Raw genomic sequence first — 15,789 nt, forward strand, 5'->3', positions numbered from 1 at the left:
ATGAGAGCTGTTTTATTGATCTGCTGAGGAGAATGAGTGATCTTGGAAAAAAATTAATTTCCTGTTGGTTATAGGGCTTTAAAAAGATTTTTTGATCTAAAACGATCATATCTTCTTGACTAAAGGATGTCAAGCTATTATGATTATTTGATTAATCAAACTATAATATAATGCTTTAAGGAGTTGATATGTCGAGTAGAAGAATATTACAAATCAGCAGATTTGATCAAATCTTGAATGATTTTCGCGATAGAGTTGTATTACTTGAGTTTGCAGTCGGCTCAAAAGTGCCAAGTGAGAGACACTTAGCAGAAGAGTATAATTGCTCACAGGCAACAATGAATAAAGTGATTTCCACCTTGATCTCAGAGAATTTGTTAGAGCGTACTGAAAGAAGGGGTGCTTTTGTAAAAAGACCCAAAGAGAGTGAAATTAAATTTATGGGCTGGATGGCTTCGGAAAAATCTGGAGTTGAAGTTTGGGGTCACCTTTTAGATGATTTTCAGAAAACTCAAAACAATTTGAAAATCGATGCTCAGACCTTGCATTACAGTGAGATACAAGAAGAATTGACTCTCGCTGCTGGCAGGGGAGAAGCTCCGGATTTAGCTCAGGTATCACGCAACTGGACGGGGCATCTTGCTAGTTTAGGGCTACTCGAACCCTTAGAAGACAAGTTATCGCAAAGTATTGTGCAAGACCACTTAACATGGGCTGAAGATAAAAAGCATTCTAAAGAAGAATTATATTCTATTGATTTTAGCCTGGTGCCGATGCTCTTGTATGTTAATTGCGATATTCTCGAACAATGTGGTTTGTCTAGCGATGTCGAGCCTCAAAATTTAGCAGAATTCATTCAATTAATTGAAGTAGTTAATAAAGCGGCTTGCAAAAATGATCAAGGCCAAGATTGCCATGGTTTTTTAGCGCCCAAACTTAGCGATGAAGTCACGGGTCAATGGTTCTTGCCTTGGCTGTATGCGGCGGGAGGAAACTTTTTCAATGCCAGGGGCGAGATTGCTATTGGTGCTCAAGAAGCGAGGGAGACTTTGATTAGTTATAAAAAATGTCTTAAAAACTCACCAGATAAACTCTCCATTTGGGATGTTCGCCAACTCTTTGAGCAAGGTCGTTCAGCGTTCATCATTGATGGGCCGAGAGGAGAAGATTTCTTTAAAAATAGCAAGATGAAAATTAAGGTTATTAGCTTGCCAAAAGATGTGCAAGGTAAGTCTTCGTCTTTAAATGCGAATCATGCATTAAGTCTATTTGCGCAGTCCGAGAACCAGTTGATGGGAAGTAAACTCATTGATACGATTCTCAATGATAGCCACCTTGCAGAACTCAATTATCGAGAGCAGGGTTATCTACCCCCTCGCCGTAGTTTATTAGAAAATGAACTTTATCAAGAGCCCTTTGCCCAACTCGTCTTACAAGAAGCACTTGAGGGACGTCGATCTTCGTCCTACCTCCCTTGTTATCAATTGGCGATAGGTCTTTTGGGACACGCTATTAGTCGTGCGCTCAATGGTCAGGCAAAGCTAGAGAATGTACTCGAAGAAACGGCGGCAAATATTGAATATATCATGAATCATACTAAAGGCTCAATCTAAATGTTTGCCGCGACGAACCAGTTTATTACTAATATAGACTTGCTAGTATTGGCAGCGTATGTCTTAGTTTTATGCCTCGTCGGTTGGTGGGCTGGTAAAAAAGAAAAAGTTAAATCTGATGATTACTTTTTAGCTGGTCGTTCCTTGCCGTGGTACGTCGTGGGTACATCTCAAGTTGCCTCAAATATTTCTGCTCCAGAGATCGTGGGCGCGATTGGTGGAGCCTTCCTCTATGGTATTTGTATTGCCGTGTGGTCTTGGGGCAATATCATGTCCTTCTCCTTGCTCATCTGGCTCTTTATTCCCTTTTTATTAGCCTCTCGCGTTTTCACGATTCCACAGTTTTTGGAAAAGCGTTTCAACCCCTCCATGAGGCTCTTTTTTGCGATTGTCACTATTCTTGCTAATGTCACCACTTTTCTAGCAGCAGTTTTATATATCGGTGGCCTCACTCTTAGAGAGGTCATGGGAATGAAAGTTGAAGCTTCATCTTTCATGGGCTTAAGCATGGATTGGAATTTACTGATTGGCATTATTGTGATTGCCTTCTTCTCTGGCATATGGGCCATTTATGGTGGTTTGCGTTCGGTAGCATGGACGGATTTTCTGACGCTAGTTTTTATTATCGCAGGTATAATAGGGATTAGTTATTTTGGTCTGAAATCTTTATCTGGAGATGCTAACTCCCTATTGGAAGGGTGGAATATCATGCTTGAGCGCAATGAGGCGCAAACGGGTGTTTGGAAAGAAGTCGTTGAGCAGCATGCCGAGAGTGTTGCGGGACCCGGGCACACAAGTTACAATCGTCTTTCAGTCGTTCAGCCTTTAACCCATAAAGTGATTCCTTGGCCACAGCTCATCTTGATTACTTTCACAATTAGTATTTGGTACAACGTTATTAATCAATTTATAATTCAGAGGATTTTAGGAGCTAAGAGCCAATGGGACGCTCGAATGGGAATGGTTTTGGCTGGTTATTTAAAAATTGTTCTTCCCTTTTTAATTGTCGTTCCTGGACTCATTCTTTTTGCTACTCATCCGCAATTACTCAAGGGAGAATTTAGTACTCTTGGACCGATTGCGGATGGAGCTTATTTAACTTTGGTTAAACAATACCTCCCCGTAGGTTTAGTGGGTCTTTTTTTAGCCGCTCTTTTTGGAGCTATTCAATCTACGGTTAACTCAGTCCTCAATTCAACCTCGACGATTTTTACGATTGACATAGTTAAAGAACACATCAAGCCCGATATAAGTGAGAAAGCACAAATTCGCTGTGGCATCATTTCATCAGCAGGCTTCTTGCTTTTAGCCGTGGTGATTGCCTATGGTATGTTTTATTTTAGTGATGCCGACATCTTTGTTTACGTCCAGTCCCTCTATTCATTTTTTGCGCCCCCTTTTGCGGCCGTGTTCCTTTTAGGGATTCTATGGCGCAGGATCAATGGTAAAGGGGCACTTTGGGCTGTCTCCTTGGGTTTCGTCTTAGGTATCGCCCTTAAAGTTTGCGTCGGGATGGGTGTCTTTGATAATAACTTTTTCCCTTGGCTCAACTCTTTCCTCAATCAAGCGGCAGTTAACTGGGCTTTTTGTATGCTTGTTTGCCTTGTGGTGAGCTTGATGACTGAGCCTCCACCCGCAGAAAAAGTGGCAGATAATTTAACCATTAATTGGCGCAAGCTCAATATTTTTGATGGCGTTTCAGGCAGTAAATGGTATCACAACATTCTCTTGTGGTGGGGGATATTTGTGGTCATTATCATTGCATTAGTAATTAGATTTTGGTAGAGAATGATGATGAAAAAATTTAGTGATCATACCGTGATTATTTCCGGAGCGGCTGGCGATATAGGTCGTGAAACTGTATTAGAATTTGCCCGCTTAGGAGCGGATATTGCGGCGGGTGATATTGTGCCCTTTGAGCAAATTAGAGAACTCAAAAATCAAGTTGAAGTACTCGGTCGTCGTTTTCACTATCAAAAATGTGATGTGACTTGTGATCAAGAAGTCAATCATTGGATTGATACAGTCAAACAGGAGCTCACTTTACCTGACATAGTGGTTAGCAATGCTGGTGTCACTAAAGAGATGGACCTTAGACAAATAAGTTATGAAGAGTGGCAACGACAAATAAGTATCAATTTAAACGGAGCGTTTAATTTACTTGTGAACTGTGCTAATCGCTTAGCTGCTACAAAGAAAGCGGGTCGCATGGTTGTAGTTGGCAGTTGGGCGGCGGAGCAGGTTCATAGAACCCTGCCAGCCTATTGTACGAGTAAAGCAGGTTTGCGCATGTTGATGAAAAACTTGGCCAGTGAGTATGCACAAGATCAAATTTTGGTCAACGAAATTGCGCCTGGGGTTGTGGACGCAGGCTTAAGTGCCAAAATTTTTAGAGAAAGTCCCGAGATTAAGGAGGACTTAATCAAGCAAATACCAGTGGGGCGCTTTTTAGATCCATTAGATGTAGCGCAACAAATTGCCTATTTGAGTTCTTTTGAGAACCTTCACGTCACTGGAACCGTCATGCTAATGGATGGTGGCCTTAGTCTAAATAGATGTAGATCTACAAAAAAAGAATAGTGTAATGAATTTTGATTTTACGGATCCGCAAGGCTTTAGCGGAAGCATTGGCGTAGCTAGACGAGATATAACGCCACCACTTGGCATCTATTCAAGGTGCTGGGGTGCCGCCAAATTTGACTGTGCTGTCGGCATTCACAGACCCTTTACTGTTACCGCAATGGTTTGCGAGGCTGATGATGATTTAGGCCCTTTTGCGCTTTTAGCATTCGATGGCTTTCTCTGGTCAGATCCAGAAGATGAATGGCTCTGTCGCCAAGCGGTAATTGAACATCTAAAGACAGACCAAAGTCGAGTCATTATAAGTGTTTCGCATTCTCACGCAGCTGTGCAACTCACGCGCGATAATAAGAACAAGCCTGGAGGCGAATTCATTGAGCCCTATATTCAACATTTGAAAGAACAATTTGTCGAAGTGTCTTTAGAAGCTCGTGAAAGAGTACAAAAATCAAAATTAGACTGGATTGTATCACGATGTGATTTAGCGACAAATCGCGACCTAAAAACACCTGAAGAGAATCGCTTTGTGGTGGGGTATAATCCAGACAAGAAAGTTGATGATACAGTTCTTGTAGGTCGCGTAAGTAATCGTGAGGGAATGGTCTGTGGTGTTCTCGTTAACTACGCTTGTCATCCCACAACTTTAGCTTGGGAAAATGATCACTTATCGCCTGATTATGTGGGAGCTTTGCGCGAAAGTATAGAAGAGCAATACCCCGAGGCGCTGTCTATGTTTCTGATAGGGGCCTGTGGCGACTTGGCACCGGCACATCAATATGTGGGGGATTTGGAAGTGGCCGACAAGCATGGTCGACGTTTAGCTTATTCGGTATTGCAGGCCTTAGAATCATCAGCACCTGCGCATCAACTTTATCTTAAAGAAATCAAAGAATCAGGGGCTCCTTTAGCCGTTTGGGATAGCCAGGTAATTGACTTTCCTAACCATAGCCAAGCACTTAAATGTGAGGTGCCCATAAAAATCAAAAAAGAATGGCTAGATATTACCGCCATTGAGAATGAACTCGCGGCTACAGATGACCGTGTTTTACAAGAGCGCTTACTCAGAAAATTACGCGTTAGAAAATCCTTGAATAATGTAGAGAATTTCACTTTAAATGCCTGGGTGTGGCGTTTGGGAGATGTGATTATCGTCGGCAGTTCTGCAGAGCATTATTCATGGTTGCAAGTAAGCCTAAGGCAGGAGTTTCCTCATTTGCCAATTCTCGTTTTAAATCTCATCAATGGAGCCAATGGCTACCTTCCCGAAAAAGAACTTTACCAGCAGGATATTTACTCTGTATGGCAGACACCTTTTGCCGAGGGGGGCTTGGAATCAATGAAAGAAATCATGGTAGAAAAAATTAATTTTCTCTTATCTGGAAAAATGTAGAAATGGACAAAAAATGAAAATAACAAAGATAGAAACTCATGTTTGCAATGCAAAGATGCGGAACTGGATTTTTGTAAAAGTGTGTACGGATCAACCAGGCTTGTATGGCTGGGGTGAAGCGACACTGGAGTGGCACACGCGCGGCGTTGTGGGAGCCATTGAAGATCTCAGTCAACTTTTAATAGGTGAAGACCCCACTCGAATTGAGTACCTCTGGCAAATGATGTATCGCCAGCACTTCTGGCATGGCAACGGCATTGTTAGATCCACAGCTATTGCAGGTATAGATATAGCCTTATGGGATATCCTAGGCAAAAGTCTGGGTGTTCCCTGTAGTAAACTTTGGGGTGGACCGGTACGTGACCACATCAGAACTTACGCACACCTCGGGGGTGGCAAGATGGAAGATTTTTATGAGACAGCGGATGACGATCACAAACGTTTTGCCGAATTAGCACAAGAAGCTGTTGAAAAAGGCTACACGGCTTTCAAAACCATGGCTGTACCTAGCACTATGCCGATTGAAGGCTCGAAAGCTGTCAACTACGCAGTCAATAACGTGGCCGCCATGCGCGAAGCCGTGGGCGAAAATATTGATATTATGGTGGATTGCCATGCGCGACCTTCCCCAGCAATGGGGATGAAATTTGGTAAGGCCTTAGAGCCCTTTAACTTATATTTTTACGAAGAGCCTTGTTGGCCTGAAAGTGTGGAAGGCTTAAGTATGATTAATAAAGCTTTAACGACGCCAGTGGCGACGGGTGAACGCCTCACACATCTTGCTCAATTTAAGACTTTGTTTGAAGCACGAGGCGCTGAGATTTGTCAGCTCGACATTACCCATTGTGGTGGTTTGAGTGAAGCAAAGCGAATTGCGGCCCTCGCAGAAGCGCATCGCATTGCTTTAGCGCCACATAATCCTCAGGGACCGATCAGTACAGCGGCATCATTAGAATTTGGTTTTTCGCAGCCGAGTTACATCATTTGCGAAACTGTGACGGAAGATGTTCCGTGGCGTAAAGATATTGTTTCTGAGGGCTTCACGATTGAACCCAAAGGTCAGATTGTCTACCCAAATACCAAGCCCGGTCTCGGTATCGAAATTAACGAAGAAGAAATTAAGAAGCACCCCTTTAAGCAAGAAGTCTTACAAAGAAGCTTTAACGAAGATAATAGCATTGGAGATTGGTAATGAATAAAGCAGAAAGAATTTTTGAACACAATAGAAAGTTTATCCCAGGTGGCGTAGTTTCCCTCAATCGCAGTATTGATCCTGTGCGCTCTTTTGTAAAAGCGGAAGGCGCATACCTCTATGATGTTGATGGTAATAAATACATCGATTATCATGCGGCTTTTTCTCCTCATCTTTTGGGGCATAATGAAGCTGGAGTCAATCAAGCTGTTGTGGATTCCATTCAAAATAATGAATCACTCATGGGCGCTGGTCCAACTCTATGGGAAGGTGAACTCGCTGAATTACTGTGCACACTTGTACCTAATCTCGATAGTGTGCAGATCACCAACACGGGTTCAGAAGCAACTTTTCACGCCATTCGTTTAGCCCGTTCCGTTACGGGTCGCGACGAAGTGATTATTATGCAAGGTGGTTACAATGGTTGGCACAATGATGTGGCCTTTAACTTGATGGATCCACTCGACAAGATTGATGGCTGGAAGCCAGGTAAAGAATGCCCCCTCAATGCCATGAGTGCAGGTATACCTTCTACACAGTCAAAGTTACTTCATGCGGTTCAATACAATGATCTACAAGCGATCGAAAACTTATTAAAAACAAATAAAATTGCAGCTATTTTGATGGAGCCGATTTTACAGAATATCGGTATCATTAAGCCCCAAGAAGGCTTTCTCGAAGGCATTCGTGAACTTTGTGATACTCATGGAACATTACTCGTTTTTGACGAAGTGAAAACGGGATTTCGCCACGCCTTAGCCGGTTATCAATCTATTTGTGGAGTTCGCCCAGACTTATGCTCATTTGGTAAAGCAGTGGCCAATGGTTACCCCTTGGGGGTGATTGGTGGTAAGAAAGAAATCATGGATTACTTCATTCACCCAGATCCTCAAAAGCGCGTCATGGTAGCGGGAACATACAATGCTCACCCCACACCTGTGGCTGCAGCCATTGCCACACTTAAAATTTTACGTGATCGCGAAGCCGAGGTTTACGGTCATCTCGAGACTTTAGGAGCGAGAATGGAAGAGGGCTTAAATGAGATCTTTAAGGCGCATGATTTTAAGACCACAACCATACGCCAAGGTTCAGCCTTTGTGACTTACTTTATGGATCACGCTCCGCAAAATTGGACTGATGTCATTAGCCACAACGACATGGCTCTTGATAAGCGCTATCGCGAAGCCTTAATCGAAAAAGGGATCTTTCACTTCCCGACGGCAACTAAACAGGGTAGTATATCTTTTGCGCATACAGCAGAAGATATTGAAGAAACACTTCGTCTAACTGAAGCAGTTGTAGCAAAGCTCAAGTAAGAGCTCTAGGTGGATTGTAAACTTACGGTTATTGACTATAGCGTTTCCGAACTGGGCGAGAGCCCAGTTTGGGATCACCGTAACAATTGTTTTTATTGGTTGGATGTCCTAAAGGGAAAGGTGTTTTCCTATCAAAAGGGACATAAACCCCAACTGCGAATTCAGCTACCGTATTCAATAGGAGCTTTAGCTCTCTGTGATGATATCAATATATTACTCTTGGCGACGGAGCGTGGCTTAGCTTTTTACGATCTTCAACAATCTAAATTCAAAAAGATCTGTGACCCTGAGCAAGGTTTGAGTGAAAACCGTTTTAATGATGCTAAATGCGACGCCCAAGGGCGCTTCTGGGCAGGTACGATGGCCAAAAATGGCCGGGGAACTGAAGGCCACCTTTACTGCCTTAAGGGCGATCAAAGAATCAAGACTAAGTTGTCTAATATCAATTGTTCCAATGGTCTTGCCTGGTCTGAAGATAAGATGTATTACATCGACACGGGACAGGGGGGCATAGATGAGTTCGATTATGATCCTTTGAGTGGGAATATAAGCAATCGTCGCCGACTTTTTTCTTTGAAAGTCGAGGAGGGCTTACTCGATGGTATGAGCATGGATCAAGATGGCTTGCTGTGGGTTGCTCTGTGGGGAGCTGGAGCAGTGATTGCTGTGGATCCCGCTAAAGCAGAGGAGGTAGATCGCATTTCTCTACCTGTGAGCCAAATAACATCGTGCACTTTTGGAGGGAAAGACTTATCGACACTTTTTATCACAACGGCGAGCATCGGGATCAAGCAAAAAGAAGAGCCTTTGGCGGGTCATGTCTTTACTTACCAAATGCCAAATAAAGGGCAACAAACACATTTTTATAAACTGGCTAGATAAAGGAGCCCTTCATGTCTAAAGATTTTCATAACTATAGGATCAATATTTTATGTAATGTCATGATAATAAGTTTTCTTATGATCGCCACTGCTAGGAGTTCTACTCGCATTAGCCAAAAGCAAGATTATATCCTGCTAGAGAATTCTTTGATCACTTTACGTTTAGATAGTCGAGATGGCAGTATAGGTCAAATAACTGATAAAAAATTAGAATCGAGCTATCTTTTTAAAGGAAAATCCCTCGTGTTTTCGACCGATAAAGGTGAGGTGAAAGGTTTAGAAATTGAGTCAATTCAAACAAGTTCGCATGCGGTGATTTTTCATTTGCGAAATAGGCAATTTGAAGTGGCTTTGCACTACACCTTGGGTGATGATGATCACTTTGCGGAGAAGTTTTTTGTGATCAGTGAGCGCAATCAGCAGAGTTTTTATATCAAGGACCTGGTTTTAGAAAATATGACGCAGGCTGAACCTTTTGAGGAGATTCATTTTCACGACGATAATAGCATTTGGCAATGTCCGATCAATCTCTTTTTGAGGACTGATAAGGGAGGGTGTTTTGCTGGTTTAGCCTATCCCTATTGGAACTTAGAAGAGAGAGGGAAGACGGGCTTTAGTCTGGGTTTCTCAGCCAATTTTAAAGTTGCAGCAGGTGCAAGTTTTCATAGTGAAAAATACTTTATCGGAGTTTATCGAAATGAAGGCATTTATCGTTATTCTCAAGGCCCTTATCCGGGGGCTAAGCCGAATCCCTACATGAGTTTTTCTGGTGCTGGCGTAGCGCAACACTTTAAGGGGCAAATGCCAGCGCAGGCGGTTAAGTCAGAAGTCCTCGATTGGGGAGAAGTCTGGGCGATGCAAAAGTACATGCGCCATGCCTTACCAGATTTACCTTTGCCAGAGAAGGGTTATTGGGTATGGCAAAATGGTTGGTGGGCTAAGCTGTGGGATATAAAAACAGAAATACTCGATCAGCTTAAGTTATCGGGGATTCACGATATCATGACTGCTCATACTTGGTTTGGTCGTGGGAACCATCCGATTAACCCACCGTATCTTAATCAAATGAGAACACAGCCTCTAGGTTTTCCCAAAGACAAAGGTTTGGCGGGGATGCCTGGTCCAGCGGGACCATCGGCAGGCTTGCATAGTAAGCACGAAGAAGTCTCCTTGGATCAATTTATAGCGGATCAATTTAGCGATGAATTTGTGGCGCCACCGGCAATGGAAGACTTTTATAATTACGGCAAAAAGATAGGCGTTCATGTTTCGAGTTTTTCTTTGCCAGGGCTGTATTTCGAGGATCGACCTGAGTGGGCTTCACGTCAACAGGGTGGCAAAGTTACGGAATATCTATTTGGAGCACAAGTAGATTGTCCCGCATGCGATGAATATATGGCACATCATTTAAAGGTACTGCATCACGTTTTTAAAAAATATAAACCGCGTTGGTGGGGCTTTGATGGGCGATGGTTGAGCTATTGGGAAGTACCAAAGTATCGACCTGGTTCAGCTGGCCTAGGCTTTGATACCTGTTACGCCACAAATCATGGTCATCCACCAGGTGATAATCTTTACAAAGAATGGAAGAATATAGAGAGATTTCTGCGCGAAATTCGCAGTACTTATCCATCGATGTGTCTAGAAATGTATTATGGTATGAAGCGCGGGGGACCGTGGGCAATGCGTTATTTTAATGCCGATGAAAATTATTACGAAACGAATGGCGTGATGATGAATCGCTTCCAAGCGTGGCATAATGGTAATGATCGCTTTCGTCCCGTTTACAAAAATATGGCCGCTGTCGTTGGGAAATCACCAAAAGACTTTAAAAAGAGCTTGCTGAGTACAATAAGTGTGACGAGTTATGCGAAGTTTGGCGAGGGTTTTCATGCCTTAGCCCTAGAAGAAAACCGTCAATTTCTTAAAGAATGGCGAGCTTGGGCTACGGAAAATCACGCTTATCTAAAAGTGAAGCGCGACCTCTTTGATTGCCCCGGTTTTCAAGCCATTGATGGCAGTGCCCACATGATTAAAGATCGCGGTTATTTCTTTCTATTTTCTCCTAAACATAAGGGGGATGATGTACGAGCTTCGATCCCTATTAATCGCTGGATTCAGTTGGATGAAGCGCCTGGGCAATTGTATCAAATTAAAGAGCTCTATCCAAACAAAGGCAAGGTCTTGGCTACAGTGGCCTATGGGGAAAAATTTCTCTATGATATGCCAAAAGATGCGGCCGTAGTTTTATCTTTACAGCCAGTGAGTAAAAAAACGCAAAGCACAATACAAGTGGACTTGCAAGATAAACGACAAGTCATCGAGGCGTTTTCAAGTGAGGGGGCTGAACAAAGAGTTTTCGCTAGTGATCGTTTTTACAACTTTGATAAGATAGATGAAAAAACATCTACTGTTGCCAATCAATTATCAAGTGAACATCCCGCTCGTTTGTCGGGGCAAACGCTTACTTATGGAGTGAATGATAAAGCCTTGCAATTTAAGCTCGGGGATCAAGGTGTTTTATTAGGTGATTTGGGCATGGAGTCACCAGTGACAGTAAGTTTTTGGATCAAAAGTGATACATTGCAGAATGACGGTCGTATACTTTCTCAGTTAGAGGGACCAAGTCATCAAAAGGGTGCTTTACGCATAGTAGGTGAGCAATTACAACTCTGGAATGCAAAGGCTTGGTCTATGGTGGTAAGCGGATTGAGTCACAAGAGTGTGTGGCAACACATAGCCATAGTTTATCATAAAGATGGTACAGTTTCGGGATATCTCAATGGGAGAAACTCTCATACGCTTAATGGATCTTTTGATTTCAAAGGCGTGAAGGCAGGTTTGGGAACTCCCTTTCTAGGTCAATGGGGAAAGCCTTTTGTGGGTATTTTAGATGATCTGCGTATTACGCAAGGCGCTTTAAATCAGGAATGCATTTACAAACTGATTTATAATAATAAATAGATAAGGATATCATTATGAATAAACTAACAATATTAACTCTACTATTTCTCGTCTTAGTCAATGCCCTTAAGGCCGAGCTTAGTAAAGCATCGAATAAGTCTATGCTCAATTCAAATCGCATTGTTAATGGCAGCGATTGGTACGATACGAGTGGCAAGCTCATTTCAGCTCACGAAGGGGAAATCGCTCGTTTTGGAGATACTTTTTATTGGTATGGGAGTAGTTATAAAAATAACCCACAAGGGCGTTTTCGTATGACGGCGGGACCAGTGTGGAATGGCATGCAAGTCTATACGTCAAAAGATTTAAAAAATTGGACTTACAAAGGTGTGTGTATGCCTCGGCCTAAGGAAGGCTTTGGGCTACTCGGAGCCACCGGACGTGGACACGTCATGTATAATGAAAAAACCAAAAAATATGTTATGTGGTACCGTTGGTTTGTGGCTATGCCAGCCTCTTTTCTTTGTGTCGCAACGGCGGATCACCCTGAGGGGCCTTTTACACCTCATGGTCCTAAGGAAGTGGGTTCTTGGACGGGCTTTGGCTCAGATATGAATACCTTTCAGGATGAAGATGGAAAAGGCTATCTCATTTATTGTGATCACAATAAGCCTAAATCGGGGGGTAATTGGCGCTACGCCATTCGCATAGATAGTTTGAGTGATGATTATTTGACGAGCAAGCGCGAAGGTATACTTGTTTTTGATTCAGGGTGTGAAGCTCCTGCGATGGTGAAATACAAAGGGAAATATATTGCAGTGGCCTCTGGTGTGCACGGCTGGGCGGGTTCAAATACCAAGTGTGCAGTGGCGGATTCACCTTTGGGTGAATATAAAAAACAAGCTGACATCAGCGAACAAAGAACTTGGAGTTCCCAGGTTACCGATCTTATTTACCTGAAAGAATCCAACACCGTGATGGCCCTATGTGATCAGTGGTGGATTCCCGATCGTGCTGATATTGATAAATCGCGCTATTTATTTTTACCCCTTTTCTTTGATGAGAAAACAGGAAGAGCCAATATGGAATACCGCAAAGAGTGGAGCCCGCTAGAGTCTCAGGCAAATCAAAAGAAATGAAAGCTACATTCAAACTTGCGCTGATTTTTTTGTGGATCGTTTCTATTAATTTTCTAGCTGGGCAAACAAGTGAAGTCACAAAGCATTTGCAAATAATTACCCCTCCTTTGAAGGGCACTGCAGATAAGGCCAATGAAATTCTTCTTCAGAATAAGCGCGTAGCTTTGTCTATCAATCGCGATACGGGTGCGATAAACTCAGTTTATGATAAACAATTGGCTCTTAGCTACCCACAGCAGGGCATAGGCTTTGAACTAAAAACTTCCACGGGAGTTGTTACGGGCAAAAAAGCCAAACAATTAAAAGTAACTGATCAGCAAGTCAAAATGATTTTTAGCGCTGAGGGTTTAGATGTAACCCTGTATTATAGCCTGGGTAAAGAAGATCATTTTGCCGAGAAATGGCTTGAGATAAAAACTCATAACGGAGAATCCTTTTTTCTTGAATCTGTCGTGCTTGAAGATCTTCGAAGTCAAGTTTTTAAGGATATTCATTTTCATGACGATAATACTATCTGGCATTGCCCTATCAATCTCTTTCTAAGAGGAGAAAAGGGAGGTTGTTTTGCCGGTATCCAATACCCCTATTGGGATTTGCAAGAACGAGGGAAAGAGGGTTTTAGGCTTGCTTACACAGCCAATTATCAAGTCTCTAAAAACGAGGTCAATATTAGCGAGAAATATTTTATTGGTGTCTACCGCAAGGAGGGCATTGATCGCGTTTCTCAGGGGCCGTATCCAGGTCGCGGGCGTTACCCTTTTATTAAAAAATTTGGTGGAATGAGCCAGCATTTCAAAGGTGGAATTCCTAATCCAGTGACAGAGGTTCCCGTAGAAGTTTTAGATTGGGGTGAGGTGTGGGCGATGAAAAAATTTATGCGCCATGTCTTGCCGAATGATCTTCAAGTTCCAGAAAAAGGGTATTGGGTGTGGCAAAATGGGTGGTGGGCCGGTCTTTGGGATGTGAATAAATCTATTCTTGATAACTTGAAACAAGCAGGAATTCACGATGTAATGACAGCTCATACCTGGTATGGGCGTGGCGTCCATCCCTCGACTCCACCCTATATTTCTAAAATGCGTATGAGTCCCATGGGATTTTCCAAAGATCAGGAGATAGCAGGGATGCCAGGACCTGGAGACATTAAGAAAGGGCTTAATCACGGCGATCAAGTTAGTGCGAAAGTGTTTTTAGATAACTTTGTGAAAGATAAATTTACACCGGAATTTATTCTGCCCAAAGCGATGAAAAAGTTTCATCAATACGGTAAGGAAATAGGTGTGCATGTCAATAGTTTTTCCATTGCTTCGATCTATTTTGATCATCGACCTGAATGGGCAGCTATTGATGAGAATGGTAAGCTTTGTGAGTATTTGTTTGGCCGCAAGGTATCGTGTTTTGCCAATGATGAATATGTTGATTTCATCTATCAAATAACAGAGCATATTTTTGATAAGTTTGAGCCTCGTTGGTGGGCTTGGGATGGGCGATGGTTGAGTTACTGGGAAGTTGGTGCCTATCGCCCGGGAGCGAAAGGGGCCGGTGAGGATCTTTGCTATGCGAAAAACCACGGTCATTTACCTGGAGATAATCGCTATAAGGAATGGAAAAACATCTTAAATTTTCTAAAAAAACTTAAAGAACGCTACCCCAAAATCTGTTTGGAATCTTACTATGGCTTACAGCGTGGTGGACCGTGGGTGCTAAGGCGTTTAAATTCGGCATATCATTACTACGAGACCCATGGCGCCGATATGAATCGCCTGCAGAGTTGGCATCAACAAAATGATCGTTTTCGCCCTGTTTACAAAAATTCTTTAGATCTGTTTGGCAAAGATAAAGAGAGCTTTCGCTTTAATCTGATCGCAGGTCTAAGCATTTCTAGTTATTGTATGGTGGGGGAAGCTTATCCTCAGTTTGCGGATCAAGAAAATCGCGAATTTTTCAAAAAATGGCGAGCTTGGGCAAGTGAGAACCTCGACTACCTAAGCGTGAAACGAGACCTCTTCGATAGCCCATGCAATTTAGCTTTGGATGGTAGTGCGCACATCATTGGTGATCGTGGTTATCTTTTCCTGTTTCGCGGTGGCTTTGATGCGAGCCTCAATAAAAAATCGGCACTTCGGGCATCTATCCCCATTAACAGATGGTTACAGTTAAATGAAGCCCCGGGTCAGCTCTATCAAATTAAAGAAATATATCCAAACGAGGGCAAAGTGTTGGCTACTGTGAGCTATGGCGATGAATTTCTCTACGATATGCCCAGTGATCCTGCGGTTATTTTATCTTTGCAGCCGGTCGCAAAAGGAAGTCATTTATCTTCGTTCACAGTTTCGAAATCTGATGCGCAAATTATTCCTGCATTCACCCAATATAATGCTCCTGCTCTAGCAGATAAACGACTTTGGTCTTTTGATAGTTTGTCAGAGTCGGTGCTTTCAAACTTTAAAAGTCAGAAATTTACTTTGTCCTCAAAGCAAGACTTATGTGAAGGAGTGGTTGGTAAGGCCCTTCGCTTTAATGCAGGAAGTAAGGGAATAGAATTAGGTGATTTTAATTTGGTCGAGCCCGCGAGTCTTAGTTTTTGGCTTAAACCTGAATCCGTGAGCTGGCTTTGGTAGAATTTCGTAGGGATTTTATTTTCAGAACTTTACAACTTTTTGCAGGAATACCCGTAGGTCTTTTGAAAAAAGTTGTAAGTCAATGAAGGTGAAAGACCAAGAGAATTCACATAATGTAGCTCACGGATTCAGGTTAAAACAAATACAGAGCAA

At 42.7% G+C, this 15,789-nt stretch carries 10 protein-coding genes; all 10 read left to right on the forward strand.

Going from position 1 to position 15,789, the window contains the following annotated elements; translation table 11 throughout:
- The first annotated feature begins 188 nt into the window (after positions 1-188).
- Genes LNTAR_RS09630 through LNTAR_RS09675 form a run of 10 tightly spaced genes read left to right on the forward strand, consistent with a single transcriptional unit; the run spans position 189 to position 15,636 of the window.
- Positions 189-1,613 (forward strand): extracellular solute-binding protein, encoded by a 1,425-nt coding sequence (locus LNTAR_RS09630; RefSeq protein ID WP_007278501.1) that lies wholly within the window; start codon positions 189-191, stop codon positions 1,611-1,613.
- Positions 1,614-3,398: an SLC5 family protein gene (locus LNTAR_RS09635; RefSeq protein ID WP_007278502.1), complete on the forward strand. Its 1,785-nt coding sequence runs from the start codon at positions 1,614-1,616 to the stop codon at positions 3,396-3,398.
- A gap of 3 nt (positions 3,399-3,401) precedes the next feature.
- Positions 3,402-4,193: an SDR family NAD(P)-dependent oxidoreductase gene (locus LNTAR_RS09640; protein WP_083800007.1), complete on the forward strand. Its 792-nt coding sequence runs from the start codon at positions 3,402-3,404 to the stop codon at positions 4,191-4,193.
- A gap of 4 nt (positions 4,194-4,197) precedes the next feature.
- The gene (locus LNTAR_RS09645) at positions 4,198-5,583 is read left to right on the forward strand and encodes a hypothetical protein (protein WP_007278504.1); all 1,386 of its coding nucleotides are present in this window, start codon (positions 4,198-4,200) and stop codon (positions 5,581-5,583) included.
- A gap of 13 nt (positions 5,584-5,596) precedes the next feature.
- Complete coding sequence (gene dgoD, locus LNTAR_RS09650; RefSeq protein WP_007278505.1) at positions 5,597-6,775, forward strand: galactonate dehydratase; 1,179 nt, start codon at positions 5,597-5,599, stop codon at positions 6,773-6,775.
- Positions 6,775-8,091 (forward strand): aspartate aminotransferase family protein, encoded by a 1,317-nt coding sequence (locus tag LNTAR_RS09655; protein WP_007278506.1) that lies wholly within the window; start codon positions 6,775-6,777, stop codon positions 8,089-8,091. The genes dgoD and LNTAR_RS09655 overlap by 1 nt, the downstream gene beginning before the upstream one ends.
- 9 nt (positions 8,092-8,100) lie before the next feature.
- On the forward strand, positions 8,101-8,973 hold the full coding sequence (locus LNTAR_RS09660; protein WP_007278507.1) for an SMP-30/gluconolactonase/LRE family protein: 873 nt from the start codon (positions 8,101-8,103) through the stop codon (positions 8,971-8,973).
- Between the two features lie 11 nt (positions 8,974-8,984).
- Positions 8,985-11,936, forward strand: coding sequence for a LamG domain-containing protein (locus tag LNTAR_RS09665; protein WP_007278508.1), 2,952 nt, complete (start codon positions 8,985-8,987; stop codon positions 11,934-11,936).
- Positions 11,937-11,950: 14 nt separating this feature from the next.
- Positions 11,951-13,015, forward strand: a complete 1,065-nt coding sequence (locus LNTAR_RS09670; protein ID WP_007278509.1) for a family 43 glycosylhydrolase — start codon at positions 11,951-11,953, stop codon at positions 13,013-13,015.
- Positions 13,012-15,636 carry a hypothetical protein gene (locus LNTAR_RS09675; RefSeq protein ID WP_007278510.1) on the forward strand — a complete coding sequence of 875 codons (2,625 nt, stop codon included), beginning with the start codon at positions 13,012-13,014 and terminating at the stop codon, positions 15,634-15,636. Before LNTAR_RS09670 ends, LNTAR_RS09675 begins: the two co-directional genes overlap by 4 nt.
- The last annotated feature ends 153 nt before the right edge of the window (positions 15,637-15,789 follow it).

The sequence above is a fragment of the Lentisphaera araneosa HTCC2155 genome (assembly GCF_000170755.1).
GTDB lineage: Bacteria > Verrucomicrobiota > Lentisphaeria > Lentisphaerales > Lentisphaeraceae > Lentisphaera > Lentisphaera araneosa.

Bases quoted from the DNA above. Each gene is read 5' to 3' on its own strand.
- LNTAR_RS09670 (WP_007278509.1), top strand. From the start codon at position 11,951: ATGAATAAACTAACAATATTAACTCTACTATTTCTCGTCTTAGTCAAT.
- LNTAR_RS09675 (WP_007278510.1), top strand. From the start codon at position 13,012: ATGAAAGCTACATTCAAACTTGCGCTGATTTTTTTGTGGATCGTTTCT.
- dgoD (WP_007278505.1), top strand. From the start codon at position 5,597: ATGAAAATAACAAAGATAGAAACTCATGTTTGCAATGCAAAGATGCGG.
- LNTAR_RS09645 (WP_007278504.1), top strand. From the start codon at position 4,198: ATGAATTTTGATTTTACGGATCCGCAAGGCTTTAGCGGAAGCATTGGC.
- LNTAR_RS09640 (WP_083800007.1), top strand. From the start codon at position 3,402: ATGATGATGAAAAAATTTAGTGATCATACCGTGATTATTTCCGGAGCG.
- LNTAR_RS09630 (WP_007278501.1), top strand. From the start codon at position 189: ATGTCGAGTAGAAGAATATTACAAATCAGCAGATTTGATCAAATCTTG.
- LNTAR_RS09655 (WP_007278506.1), top strand. From the start codon at position 6,775: ATGAATAAAGCAGAAAGAATTTTTGAACACAATAGAAAGTTTATCCCA.
- LNTAR_RS09635 (WP_007278502.1), top strand. From the start codon at position 1,614: ATGTTTGCCGCGACGAACCAGTTTATTACTAATATAGACTTGCTAGTA.
- LNTAR_RS09665 (WP_007278508.1), top strand. From the start codon at position 8,985: ATGTCTAAAGATTTTCATAACTATAGGATCAATATTTTATGTAATGTC.